This is a genomic window from Streptomyces sp. AM8-1-1, assembly GCF_032229325.1.
GTDB classification, from domain to species: domain Bacteria; phylum Actinomycetota; class Actinomycetes; order Streptomycetales; family Streptomycetaceae; genus Streptomyces; species Streptomyces achmelvichensis.
Map to the genome: position 1 here is coordinate 4908278 of NZ_CP135086.1, position 12488 is coordinate 4920765.

The following is a 12488-nucleotide window of genomic DNA, read 5'->3' on the forward strand; positions in this document are numbered from 1 at the left end:
CTCAGGCCCTGCCCTTCCTGGTCCAGGGGGTGAGGACGTACTGCACGGCGACGAGCAGCGCGTCCGCGATCAGCGCGAGGAGGAGGGTGAGGACCACTCCGGCGACCACGGGGGTCGGGAAGTTGCGCTGGAAGCCGTCGGTGAAGAGCTGGCCGAGGCCGCCGTCGCCGATGTAGGTGGCGACGCTGACCAGCGAGATGGACATGACGGTGGCGATCCGCACTCCGGCCATGATCACGGGCAGCGCGAGCGGGAGTTCGACGGTGAACAGGGTCCGCAGCGGACGGGTGCCCATCGCCTTGGCGGCCTCCTTGGTACGGGCGGGAACGGCGTCGAGGCCCTCGACGGTGTTCCGCAGGAGGACGACGAGGGTGTAGATCGTCAGCCCGATCACGGTGGTCGTGCGGGTGAGCCCGGAGACCGGCAGGAGCAGCACGAACACGGCGATCGACGGGATGGTGAACAGCACGTTCGACATCCCGAGCAGGAAGCCCCGCAGCGGGCGGACGCGGTGGGCGAGCACCGCGAGCGGGAGCGAGATGACCAGCCCCAGGAGCACCGCGCTCAGAGCGGCCTGGAGATGGGAGACGCTCAGCGTGGTGAGGTCGCCGGCATGGTCGGAGATCCACGACCAGTCGACGGTCATACGGCCACCCGGGCCGCGGAGTGGGCCGAGCCGGCCCGCTCGTGGATGTCCTCGCGCGAGGTGACGCCGGTGAGCACGCCGTCGGCGTCGACGCGGGCCACCAGGCCGGAGGGGGAGGCCACCGACTCGTTCAGCGCGGAGAGCAGGGAGTCCGTGTCGCGCAGCGGGCGGACCGGGAGCAGGTCGGCGTCGGACGGGTCGCCGTCCTTGTCGCGCCAGCCGAGCGGGACGCGGGCCGCGTCGAGGGCGAGCTCCCAGCGGCCGGTCTGCGGAAGGGGGCTCTGCGGCACGTCCGCGAGAGTGCTGAGCGACAGCAGCTTCAGGCCCCTTTCGGCGCCGAGGAAGTCCGCCACGAAGTCGTCCGCCGGACGGGCCAGCAGTTCGGCCGGGGTCGCGCACTGCACCAGATGACCGCCCGTGCGGAACACGGCTATGCGGTCGCCGAGGCGCACGGCCTCGTCGATGTCGTGCGTGACGAAGACGATCGTCTTGCTGAGTTCCTGCTGGAGACGCAGCAGTTCGTCCTGGAGCTGGGTGCGGACGACCGGGTCGACCGCGCCGAAGGGCTCGTCCATCAGCAGGACGGGCGGGTCGGCCGCGAGGGCCCGGGCCACGCCGACGCGCTGCTGCTGGCCGCCGGAGAGCTGGTGCGGGTAGCGCTTGGCGGTCTCGGGCGCGAGGCCGACCGTCTCCAGCAGTTCCGCGGCGCGGGCGCGGGCCTTCTTGCGGCCCCAGCCCAGCAGCAGCGGGACCGTCGCGATGTTGTCGATGATCGTGCGGTGCGGGAAGAGGCCCGACTGCTGGATGACGTAGCCGATGGAGCGGCGCAGTTCGGCCGCGTCCTGTGCGAGGACGTCCTTGCCGCCGACGTGGATGGTGCCGGACGTCGGATCGACCATCCGGTTGATCATGCGCAGGGTCGTGGTCTTACCGCATCCGGAGGATCCGACGAGGACGGTGATCCCGCCGTCCGGCATCTCCAGAGTGAGGTCGTGGACTGCAGTGGTGCCGTTGGGGAAGCGCTTGTTCACTGCATCGAATTTGATCATCAGTCGTCCCTTGCCCGGGCTGCATATAGTCATGCAGAGTTCTCGGTGTCTGAATAAGTTGTCAATGCCTCGGGGTAAATCGCTGGGTACGGATGCTCGCGAGGCAAGACAGACCGTCCGGAAAAGGAGGGTTTCGCGCATGATGTCGTCCCACATGGTGGACTCACCCACCGGCATCGTGGTCCTCGACGGACAGAGCCTCCCGGTCGCGGACATCGTCCGGCTGGCCGACGGCGCGGCCCGTCCCGTACCCGGTTCCGAGGCGATGAAGCGCGTCGAGGTCGCCTGGGACGCCGCCCGCGAGCTGGCCGCGTCCGGCAGGGTCTACGGCCGTTCCACCGGCGTCGGCGCCAACCGGAATGAGGCCGTGCCCTCCGATTCGGCGGCCGGCCACGGCCTGCGGCTGCTGCGCTCCCATGCCGGAGCGATCGGTGACGAGCTGCCCGCCCGCGAGGTCCGCGCCATGCTCGCCGTCCGCGCCAACCAGCTGCTCGCGGGCGGCGCGGGACTGCGGCCCGGTGTCGTCACCGCGCTGTGCGAGGCCCTGGAGTCGGGTGCGTACCCGGTCGTCAACGAGTTCGGCTCGGTCGGCACCGGTGACATCGCGGCCCTCTCGCAGATGGGTCTCGCCCTCGCCGGCGAACACCCCTGGCGGGGCGGCACGCCTCCGCAGGCGCAGGCCCTCGACAACAACGACGCCCTGGCGCTCATCAGCTCCAACGCCCTGACGCTCGGCCAGGCCGCGCTCGCCCTCGGCGAACTGCGCGCCCTCGTCCGTGCCACCGAACTCGTCGCCGGTCTCTCGCTGCTGGCCGTCGACGGCTCCTACGAGGCGGTCGCCGAGCCCGTGCACGCGGCGCGCCCGCACCCCGGCTCCTACGCCGTCGCGACCAGGATGCGTCGGCTGCTCGGCGCGCCGGAGCGGCCCACCCCGCCGCTCGGCCGCATCCAGGACCCGTACGGATTCCGCTGTCTGCCGCAGATCCACGGGCCCGCCGAGGACGCCGCCGACGCGCTGGAGCGGACCCTCGCGGTGGAGATCAACGCGGCGGCGGAGAACCCGCTGATCTGCCCCTCGGACATGGCGGCCTATCACCACGGCGGTTTCTACATGGCTCAACTCGCCCTGGACCTCGACCACTTCAGGCTGGCGCTGACCCAGACGGCCCGGCTCTCCACCTCCAGGCTCTCCGCACTCAACGAGCCCGGCTTCACCCGGCTGCGGCCCTTCCTCGCCGACGCGGAGGCCGCGAGTTCCGGCGTGATGATCCTCGAGTACGCGGCCGGGGCCGCCCTCGGCGATCTGCGGGCGTACTCCGCGCCCGCGTCGCTGGGCCACGCGGTACTGTCCCGTGGCGTCGAGGAGCAGGCCAGCTTCGCGTCGCTGGCATCACGTCAGACACTGCGCACGGGCGCCGCCTACCGGCTCGTGGTCGGCTGTGAACTCGTCGCCGCGGTGCGGGCGTTGCGCCAGCGTGGGCTGCGGCCCGACCCGGAACTCCCGGTGGGGGCGGCCTACGAGCTCGCCGAGTCCGTCCTGGACGAGGAGCTCGCCGACCGGCCGCTGACCGACGACGTGACGGCGGCCGCGGCGCTGCTCGACCGGTTCACGGACCTGATGACGGATCACATGAGGGGGACGGCATGAGCGACAGCCCTGCCGCACGACTGCAGCAGCTCTTCGAGGGGCACCGGCTCACCCCCACGCAGCGGCGGATCGCCCACAGCATGGTGCGCCGGGCGGGCGACGTGCCGTTCCTGTCCAGCGTCGAACTCGCCGAACTCGCGGGCGTCAGCCAGCCGTCCGTCACCCGCTTCGCCGTCGCCCTCGGCTTCGACGGCTACCCGGCGCTGCGCAAGCACCTGCGGGAGGTGGCGCCCGCGGAGAGCGAGGAGGCCGAGGACGGCCTCAACGAGTACCAGCAGGCGGTGCAGGCCGAGATCGAGAACCTGCGCCATCTCTCCGACCTGCTCGCCGACCCCTCGCCGGTCGAGCGCGCGGGCCGGTTGCTCGCCGCCTCCCGCCCGCTGCCCGTGCTCGGTCTGCGGGCCGCGTCCTCGCAGGCCCGCGGCTTCGCGTACTTCGCCGGCAAGGTCCACCCCGATGTACGCCTCCTCGACGAGGGCGGCACCATGCTCGCCGACCGCATCGACTCCGCCCGCCGCGCGGGTGCGAGCGCGCTGCTGTGCTTCGCGCTGCCCCGGCACCCCAAGGAGGTCGTCGAGGCACTGGCGTACGCCCGCTCGGCGGGGCTGACGGTCGTCACCGTCGCCGACTCCGCCTTCGCCCCCGTCGCCGCGCACAGCGACCTGCTGATCCCCGCCGCGGTCGGCACGGGCCTGGCCTTCGACACCGCCTGCGCGCCGATGCTGCTGGGCCGGGTGCTGCTGGAGGCCATGTGCGACGACCTGCCGGACGCGCAGGCACGGCTGGAGGAGTTCGACGGGCGGGCGGCGGCCCGCGGACTGTTCGTGGAGTAGCGCCGGTTGGTGGAGCGGGACCGGTTCGTGGGTCGGCACCGTTCTCCGCGCAGGACACCGGCCGGCCGGGTGCGATCGGGCCCGGCCCTCCTCACGCTGTCTTCTCTCACGCTGTCTTCAGAATCCGCCGCTAGTCTCCGCGCCCGAAGGGCATCTGCCCGAGGGATGCGCGGAAGGGGACCGGACGTGGGGCGCGGGGCGCAGTCTCTGGTGAGGGTGGCGGTGGTCGTACGGGCCGGGGCGGCGCCCTTGTGGTGGCTGGGGGTGTTCGCCGCGGGCATCGGACTTCTCGTGCCGGGGCTCACCGGACGCCGGATCGGGGTGCTCGCCGGGGCGGCGCTGTTCATCGTCACGGCCGCCGCGGTCGCCCTCGTACGGCGGAGGCGGTACGTGCACTTCGCCGAGGCCGCCACTCGCGCCGGGCGCACCGACTACCTCCAGGACCGCCGGGTGACGGTGCGGGCCTGGCGACGCGCGCACCGGTGGCAGTTGCTCGGGGCCTTCGCCCTCGCGGTCGGCACCTCGTTCGCGCTGCCCGCCGCGGGTGGTGCGGTGCTGGCGGGCGCGGGAGCCGGGCTGTGGGCCAAGGCCGGGTGGCTGGGCCACCGGGAGAGACGCGCCGAGACACTGCTGTGGCTGCGGTCCGACTGGACCGCGAGGGGCCCGGTCGGCAGGCTGGTCAAGGGATTCCGGAGCACGGGCATCGCGGCGGGGGACGCCTCGCCCGGAGGGGCGCGGCGCCGCTGAGCGCCCACGGGGGCGGACGGCGGCGCCGCGGCCGGTCAGAGTTCCAGCTCCGCCTCGATCTTTTTCAGCTGGTGGCGGGCCATGGCGAGGTTCGACCGCTCCTTGTCGAGCGCCAGGTAGAGGAACAGGCCGTTCGTTCCCCGGCCCTTCATCAGCCGGATCAGGTGGTACTGCGTCCCGAGGGTGATCAGGATGTCCTCGATGCCGTCCTTGAGTCCGAGCTGCTCCATGGTGCGGACCTTGGCGCGCACCACATCGGTGTTGCCTGCGGCGGCGACCGAGAGGTCCAGGTCCTTTCCGCCGCCGACCGTGCCCAGCGCCATTCCGCTGGTGTAGTCGACGAGTGCGGCGCCGATGGCGCCCTCGATGACAGTGGTGGCTTCCTTGAGGGCGCGTTCGGTGTTGGCCATGAGATGCGCACTTCCTTTCCGTCTGCTGGGTGTGCGTGATGGTGTGTCGGTCATGGGTCAGGTGTTCTCCGGTCGTTCGAGGGCGCCGTCGACCAGTTCTCCGACGCGAACGCCGGAACGGCGGGCCTCGAGATGGAGCCGTCCCACGTTGATGCGTGGCTCGGCCAGGAGGGTGAGGACGGCCGAGGAGCCCGCCGCGTAGGTCGCGACGTACCCCCGGTCGCCCCGGACCAGCAGCTCGCAGAAGCTCCCCTGTCCGGTGGCCTCGGTCAGCCGCACCCCGACGCCGAGTGCGGCGGCGGTGAGTGCGGCGACGCTCTCCGCGTCGGCGGTGTCGGACGCCAGCACGAGACCGTCCGCGGTGGCGGCGAGTGCGCCCGTCAGCTGCGGCACCCGCAGGCGCAGCCGCTTCAGTTCGGCGAGCACATCCGCCGTGGCCGTCATGAGCTGTCTCCTTTCTGCGCGCAGCCTCATCGCGCGCCTCATGACGTGCAGCAATGGACCTGGTGGGCGGAGCGGGGCGTCACAGCGTGGCCTCCAGGGCGTCACGGAGCCGGCGGAGCATGGCGGAATCCAGTGCCGAGGACGGCTCCTGGCCCCCCGTCCGCACGGCGTTGGCGCTGACGGGTGGGGCTGCGGGTGCCGCGGACTCCTCCGGTGTGCCGATGAGTCCCTCGGCGGCCAGCCGCCGTATCTCGATGAGGGTGTTGAAGGCGGGACGGCCCAGTTCCCGGGCGATGGCGGACGGGGTCCGTACGCCGTCGGCCAGGTCGAGCAGTGACCGCCGGCGGGGGCTGACCGCCCGTCCCGCGAGGTGGCGGCTGCGCGCCACCGGCGCCGTGTCGACCGCCGGGTGCGGCCACACGGCGTTCAGCAGCATCGATCGCCGCCGGGCCTCCCGTTCGACGACCCGGGTGGGTACCGGCCGCACCCGGCCGATCCAGTGGACCACCCCGTAGCGGAACCGGGTCGGGCCGCTGGTCGGCGCGAGCGCGAAGAACGCGGCGTCGAACACGGCCGCGAGATGGCAGATCTCCAGCTCGCCGCCGGGTACCTGGCCGCTGTCGACGAGAAAGCGGGCGACCTCGTGGCGCGCGCCCGCCCGGGCGACCGCCTCGGCCCAACTGTCCGGCCGCAGCCGGCCGCTCGCCGTCAGCAGGACGTCGAGGCCGGGCGCTTCGGGGCTCTCGGCGTGCACGACCTCGCCGTCGGCCAGATAGAGCACTCCGTGGTCACGGACGAGGACGCCGGTGGCGCGCTCGTCCGCGAGTCTGACGAGCATCGGGGACACGGCCGCTCTCATCCGAGCACCAGCCCCTCCGCGAGGTGCTGAAGACGGATGCGGGCCAGCGCGAGATTGCCCAGGTCCCGGTCGAGCCACAGATGGAGGAAGACGCTGCTGTCGACGGTGGTGTCCACGAACCGCACCAGGTGATAGCAGGTGCGGGTGGTGACGATGAGGTCCTCGACGATCAGCCCGTCGTCCTTGAGCGGCTCCGTGCCGCCGCCGTCGAGATCCCGTCCGCCGTCGCCGCCGAGCATGCTGGGCTCCTGGGCGACGACTGCGGTGTACTCGGTGGCCATGCGGGCCACCTCGGCCGTCTCGGCCGCGGTGGTCTCGTGATCGGGCCCGGCCGCTTCACCGACGGTGCCGAGCGCGAGCCCGCTGATCCAGTCCACGATGGACGCCCCGCGCGCACCGGGCACCAGCATGGCTTCCAGCAGGCACTCGTCGATTCCGGGCACGCCGACTCCCCTCCCCGCCTCGGCGTTCCGCGCACTGTTGTGCGCCAGTGACGGGGAGGTTACGCAACGTGGCTACTGTCGGGGGGAGTTGGGGCATTTTCCATCGGAACATGCCCCGGTCCCGATAAGGTCCGCGCTTCGATGGCGCCGGACTCCGCCGGCGGTAGCCGTACGGATCAGGCGGTGTCCTCGCCGCCCGCCTTCATCACGAGCTTGTTGACCGCCCACAGTCCGATGCCGATCGCGATCAGCACGCCCGCCCGGATGTAGACCTCGGCGTCACGGTCGGCCAGCGGACTGGCCAGGATCAGCGAGGTGATCGCACCGAGCACCGGCAGCACGGTGGGGGCGCGGAAGTGGGAGTGCTCGACAGGGGTCTTGCGCAGCACCAGAACGGCCACGTTGACCACCGCGAAGACGCACAGCAGCAGGAATGCCGTGGTGTCGCCGAGCCCTTCGATCTCGCCCGTCGACACCAGCCCGATCGCCAGCGCCGAGACGAAGACGATGCCGACGATGGGGGTGCGGCGCTGGGGCAGGACCTTGGCCATCGCCCGCGGCAGGATGCGTTCGTTGGCCATGCCGTAACAGAGCCGCGAGGCCATCATGATGTTGATCAGCGCGGAGTTGGTGACCGCGAACAGCGCGATGAGGGCGAAGAGCTTGGGCGGGAAGGCCACGCCGCCGGCCTCGACCACCTCCAGCAGGGGCCCGCTGGACTTCTCCAGCGTCTTGTAGTCGACCAGCAGCGAGGACGCCAGCGCGACCAGCACATAGATCGTGCCCGTGACACCGACACCGATGAAGATCGCCCGGGGGAAGGTGCGCACGGGGTCCTTGGTCTCCTCGGCCATGTTGACCGAGTCCTCGAAGCCGACGAACGCGAAGAAGCCGAGGGCCGTGGCGCCGAGCACGCTGGTGATCAGCGCGTATCCCGTGCCGCTCGCCTGGAACTCGGTCAGCCGGGACGGGTCACCCTCGCCGGTCAGCACCGCCCAGGCGCCGATCACGAGGATGATCAGCAGGCCGGTCAGCTCGACGATGGTGAGCACGACATTGGTCTTCACCGACTCCGACACACCACGCAGATTGAGCGCGGCCAGCGCGAGGATGAAGAGGATGGCGATGAGGGTGGCCGGGATGGCGTCGGTGAACTCCTGGAAGTAGTCCCCGCTGAACGCCCGGGCCGCCGCGCTCGCGGACGACAGCCCGGAGCACATCACCATGAAGGCGATGATGAAGGTCAGGAACGGGACCTTGAACGCCTTCTGGGTGTAGAGCGCGGCTCCGGCGGCCTTCGGGTACTTGCCGACGAGCTCGACGTACGACGCGGCCGTGAGGATCGCGACGACGAACCCGATGACGAACGGCAGCCACAGCGCACCGCCGACCTTGCCGGCGACCTTGCCGGTCGTGGCGTAGATGCCGGTGCCCAGGATGTCGCCGATCACGAAGAGGATCAGCAGCTTGGGCCCGATGGCTCGCTTGAGCGGACTGTCTCCGCCCGGAGTCTCGGAAGCCTGGGGCGTTTCGGTGGTCACGGCAGCCTCCCCCGGAGTTCGGTGTGGGTTGAGGTGTGCCCGGTCCGGCGCGGGTGATGCCTCCGGGGCGCCGAACACGCCTGTCCGGGGGAGCCCGCGCGCCCGGCCCGGGGAAGAGGCCGCGAGGCCAGGGGGAGTCCGCGCAGCCCCGTCCGGGGAAGAGGCCGTGCCCGGATCAGGTGCTGCGGCCCTCCACCGCGGCCGCCACGTCGTCGAGGTCCTTCGCGATCGCCTTGGCCACCGCCCGCGCGCCGAGCGGACCGAGGACCTTGGCCAGCAGCCCGGCGAACCCTCCGGGCGGCTCGGCGCTGAAGGTCATCCGCACCTGCGTCGCGTCCGGACCCTCCGCCCGCAGCAGGAACTCCGAGACGTAGTGCGCGCCCTGCGAGTCCGCCTCCGCGACATAGCGGGCGGGCGGCTCGCTCGCCGTCACGTAGATCTCCTCGGTCGCCTGCTTGCCCATCATGCGCCGGGTCTCGCGCCAGCGGGTGCCGACGCCGAACGGGCCGGGGGAGAGGACCTCCACCGCGTCCACACCGCTCAGCACCTTCGGCGCGTTCTCCAGATCCGTCAGGGCGTCCCAGACGGCGGCCGGCGGGGCCGCGATCCTGCGCTCGACGACAACACTCGTGTTGGCCATGCTCACAGGAAAGCAGCCGGGTACGACACTCGCTCCCCGGCCGCGCGCCACGGCCTACAGCAGGGCGTCCGGTCGCGCTCCGCCCGACTCGGCGACGATCTCGGCCATGGTCTGCGGAGCCCGTACGAGCGAGAACCGCACCGTGTCGTCCGGCCCGGCGGTGTACCCGTGCACCCCGGGCCGCGGCAGGCTGTTGTAGCCGTAGTGGCTGGAGAAGTAGTACGCGCCGGTGTCGAGCGCGGCGATCACATCGCCCTGCTCCAGCCGCGGCAGCGCCCGGGCCTCGGCCAGCAGGTCCCCGGCGAAACAGGCCGGGCCCGCGACGTCCTGCACGACGCTCTCGCCGGTCCGGGGCAGTCCCTTGGCGTCGTAGCCCTCGATGCGCAGGGGCCAGGACGCCGGGTCGTAGACGGTACGGGTGGCGACCTGCACGCCGGCGTGGGTGACCGCGACGGGCCGCCCGCCCGAGGTCTTGGTGTACTCCACGCGGGCCAGGATCAGCCCGTGCTTGGCGAGCAGCGACCGGCCGAACTCGGTCACCAGGCCGTAGCGGCCGTCGAGCAGCCCCGGCACCCGCTCCCGGAGCAGCCGCGCGTATTCGGCGAAGGACGGGGTCTGCTCGTCGGAGGCGAAGTTGACCGGAAGCCCGCCGCCGATGTCCAGGGTGTCGATCTGCTGCCGGCCGGCGGCCCGGTTGATCTCCTCGGCGAGGTCGTACGCCGCGGCGACGCCCTCGGCCATCAGCGTGAGCGGTACGCCCTGCGAGCCCGTGTGGGTGTGCAGCCGCGTCAGCCAGGGCCGGTCGAGATACGCGCGGACGACGCTCTCGCGGGCGCCCTCGTCGCGCAGCGCGACGCCGAACTTCGAGGTCGCCGTGGCGGTGGAGAGCGCTTCGATGGCCCCTGAGCCGACCTGGGGGTTGACGCGCAGTCCGACCGGCGACGTGCTGCCCGCCGACCGCACGAGGGCGTCGATGCGAACGAGTTCCTGGGGGTTGTCGGCGTTGACCGCGATGCCGAGGGCGAGGGCCTCGCGCAGCTCGGCGGGGGTCTTGGCGGGGGAGTCCAGGACGATGCGCTCGGGGCGTACACCCGCGGCCCGCGCCAGTGCCAGCTCGCCGGGGCTCGCGACCTCCGCCCCGATGCCCTCGTCGTCGAGCAGCGCCAGCACCGGTACGAGGGGCGCGGCCTTCACGGCGAAGGCGTGCAGCACGGGTGCGTCGGTCACGGCGGCGAAGGCGTCCCGCAGGGCGGTTGCACAGGCGCGGATCCCGGCCACGTCGAGGAGGGCCGCGACGGGCTGCTCCTCGCTGAGAAGGCCCTGTTCGACGGCTGCTCGTACGGCTCGGTGCCGGCGTTCGGAAGACATGTGTGCCAGCCAATCATCCGGCGGGACCGGGTGCAGCTGTTGACTAAGACTATTCAGACCTCCAGGATGTGAATAGAAGCGGCAACATTCACCGTCGCACCAGCAGTCGCAGTCGCGAGGAGGCATCGCCATGTCAGGACCCCTCCCACCCGTCCCCCACCACCGCCCTCAGCCGAGGCCCTCCGGGCCGCCCTCCACTCCGGTACGGGCACCGCGCGGTACGGAACTGAGCGCCCTGGGATGGCAGCAGGAAGCCGCCCTCCGCATGCTGCAGAACAACCTCGACCCCGAGGTCGCCGAGCACCCCGACAAGCTCGTCGTCTACGGCGGCACCGGCAAGGCCGCCCGCGACTGGCGCTCCTACGACGCCATGGTGCGCACGCTGCGGACGCTCAAGCAGGACGAGACGATGCTCGTCCAGTCCGGCCGCCCCGTCGGCGTCATGCAGACGCACGAGTGGGCCCCGCGTGTGCTCATCGCCAACTCCAACCTGGTCGGCGACTGGGCGAACTGGGAGGAGTTCCGGCGCCTGGAGTCCCTCGGCCTCACGATGTACGGCCAGATGACGGCCGGCTCCTGGATCTACATCGGCACCCAGGGCATCCTCCAGGGCACGTACGAGACCTTCGCCGCGGTCGCGGCCAAGAAGTTCGGCGGCACCCTCGCCGGGACGATCACCCTCACCGCCGGTCTCGGCGGCATGGGCGGCGCCCAGCCGCTCGCCGTGACCATGAACGACGGCGTGGCGATCTGCATCGACGTCGACCCGCGCGCCATCGACCGCCGGATCGAGCACCGCTACCTGGACGTGCGCGCCGACTCCCTGGAGCACGCGCTCCAGCTGGCGACCGAGGCGCGGGACGCCCGCCGCCCGCTCTCCATCGGCCTCCTCGGCAACGCGGCGGAGCTGCTGCCGCGGATGCTCGCCGAGGGTGCGCCCGTCGACATCGTGACCGACCAGACCTCGGCGCACGACCCGCTGGCGTATCTGCCGCTCGGCGTCGACTTCGACGACATGGCCTCCTACGCCGCCGAGAAGCCCGCCGACTTCACCCAGCGCGCCCGGGAGTCCATGGCCCGGCACGTCGAGGCGATGGTCGGCTTCATGGACGCCGGTGCCGAGGTCTTCGACTACGGCAACTCCATCCGCGGTGAGGCCCAACTGGCCGGTTACGACCGGGCGTTCGACTTCCCCGGCTTCGTGCCCGCCTACATCCGGCCGCTGTTCTGCGAGGGCAAGGGTCCCTTCCGCTGGGCGGCCCTGTCCGGCGAGGCCTCGGACATCCACAAGACCGACAAGGCGATGCTCGAACTCTTCCCCGAGAACGAGTCGCTGCACCGCTGGATCAAGATGGCCGGCGAGCGGGTCCACTTCCAGGGCCTCCCGGCCCGTATCTGCTGGCTCGGCTACGGCGAGCGGGACCGCGCCGGCGAGCGGTTCAACGACATGGTGGCGAGCGGCGAGCTGGCCGCCCCCCTCGCGATCGGCCGCGACCACCTGGACTGCGGCTCGGTGGCGTCCCCGTACCGCGAGACCGAGGCCATGCTCGACGGCTCGGACGCCATCGCGGACTGGCCGCTGCTGAACGCGATGGTCAACGTCGCCTCCGGTGCGTCCTGGGTCTCCATCCACCACGGCGGCGGTGTCGGCATGGGCCGCTCCATCCACGCCGGCCAGGTCTCGGTGGCCGACGGCACCAAGCTCGCGGGCGAGAAGATCCGCCGCGTGCTGACGAACGACCCGGGCATGGGCGTCATCCGGCACGTCGACGCGGGCTACGACATCGCCGAGTCCGTCGCCGACGACAAGGGCGTCCGCGTCCCGATGCGGGAGGAGGCGTGAGCGACGCCGGTGGCTCG

The 12488-nt window shown here is 71.8% G+C and carries 13 protein-coding genes; 4 read left to right on the forward strand and 9 right to left on the reverse strand.

Annotated elements, in window-relative coordinates; all coding sequences use genetic code 11:
* Window position 1: 1 nt before the first annotated feature.
* On the reverse strand, window positions 2-646 hold the full coding sequence (locus RPQ07_RS22145) for an ABC transporter permease (protein WP_313945917.1): 645 nt from the start codon (window positions 644-646) through the stop codon (window positions 2-4).
* A complete protein-coding gene (locus tag RPQ07_RS22150; RefSeq protein ID WP_313945918.1) occupies window positions 643-1695 on the reverse strand; it encodes an ABC transporter ATP-binding protein in 1053 nt (350 codons plus the stop codon). Before RPQ07_RS22150 ends, RPQ07_RS22145 begins: the two co-directional genes overlap by 4 nt.
* Before the next feature lie 142 nt (window positions 1696-1837).
* Here RPQ07_RS22150 and RPQ07_RS22155 point away from each other — a divergent pair, with 142 nt between their 5' ends.
* The 3 genes from RPQ07_RS22155 to RPQ07_RS22165 all read left to right on the forward strand — a co-directional run bounded on the left by RPQ07_RS22155 (window position 1838) and on the right by RPQ07_RS22165 (window position 4923).
* Window positions 1838-3343: an aromatic amino acid ammonia-lyase gene (locus tag RPQ07_RS22155; RefSeq protein WP_313948976.1), complete on the forward strand. Its 1506-nt coding sequence runs from the start codon at window positions 1838-1840 to the stop codon at window positions 3341-3343.
* Window positions 3340-4176 (forward strand): MurR/RpiR family transcriptional regulator, encoded by an 837-nt coding sequence (locus RPQ07_RS22160; protein WP_313945919.1) that lies wholly within the window; start codon window positions 3340-3342, stop codon window positions 4174-4176. Before RPQ07_RS22155 ends, RPQ07_RS22160 begins: the two co-directional genes overlap by 4 nt.
* Window positions 4177-4362: 186 nt before the next feature.
* A complete protein-coding gene (locus RPQ07_RS22165) occupies window positions 4363-4923 on the forward strand; it encodes a hypothetical protein (RefSeq protein WP_313945920.1) in 561 nt (186 codons plus the stop codon).
* A 35-nt stretch (window positions 4924-4958) separates the two neighbouring features.
* Here the strand turns inward: RPQ07_RS22165 and RPQ07_RS22170 are convergent, their stop codons facing one another.
* From RPQ07_RS22170 to RPQ07_RS22200, 7 genes are all read right to left on the reverse strand, one after another.
* Window positions 4959-5333, reverse strand: coding sequence for a hypothetical protein (locus RPQ07_RS22170; protein WP_313945921.1), 375 nt, complete (start codon window positions 5331-5333; stop codon window positions 4959-4961).
* Between the two features lie 57 nt (window positions 5334-5390).
* Window positions 5391-5777 (reverse strand): roadblock/LC7 domain-containing protein, encoded by a 387-nt coding sequence (locus tag RPQ07_RS22175; protein WP_313945922.1) that lies wholly within the window; start codon window positions 5775-5777, stop codon window positions 5391-5393.
* A gap of 79 nt (window positions 5778-5856) precedes the next feature.
* Window positions 5857-6615 carry a transcriptional regulator gene (locus RPQ07_RS22180; RefSeq protein WP_313948977.1) on the reverse strand — a complete coding sequence of 253 codons (759 nt, stop codon included), beginning with the start codon at window positions 6613-6615 and terminating at the stop codon, window positions 5857-5859.
* A 17-nt stretch (window positions 6616-6632) separates the two neighbouring features.
* Window positions 6633-7079, reverse strand: a complete 447-nt coding sequence (locus RPQ07_RS22185; RefSeq protein ID WP_313945923.1) for a hypothetical protein — start codon at window positions 7077-7079, stop codon at window positions 6633-6635.
* A 176-nt stretch (window positions 7080-7255) separates the two neighbouring features.
* Window positions 7256-8620: an APC family permease gene (locus RPQ07_RS22190; RefSeq protein WP_313945924.1), complete on the reverse strand. Its 1365-nt coding sequence runs from the start codon at window positions 8618-8620 to the stop codon at window positions 7256-7258.
* 175 nt (window positions 8621-8795) lie between these two features.
* Window positions 8796-9260 carry an SRPBCC family protein gene (locus RPQ07_RS22195; RefSeq protein ID WP_313945925.1) on the reverse strand — a complete coding sequence of 155 codons (465 nt, stop codon included), beginning with the start codon at window positions 9258-9260 and terminating at the stop codon, window positions 8796-8798.
* 54 nt (window positions 9261-9314) lie between these two features.
* Window positions 9315-10628, reverse strand: coding sequence for a diaminopimelate decarboxylase (locus RPQ07_RS22200; RefSeq protein ID WP_313945926.1), 1314 nt, complete (start codon window positions 10626-10628; stop codon window positions 9315-9317).
* A gap of 130 nt (window positions 10629-10758) precedes the next feature.
* Between RPQ07_RS22200 and hutU the strand changes: the two genes are divergently transcribed.
* Window positions 10759-12471 (forward strand): urocanate hydratase, encoded by a 1713-nt coding sequence (gene hutU / locus RPQ07_RS22205; protein ID WP_313945927.1) that lies wholly within the window; start codon window positions 10759-10761, stop codon window positions 12469-12471.
* The last annotated feature ends 17 nt before the right edge of the window (window positions 12472-12488 follow it).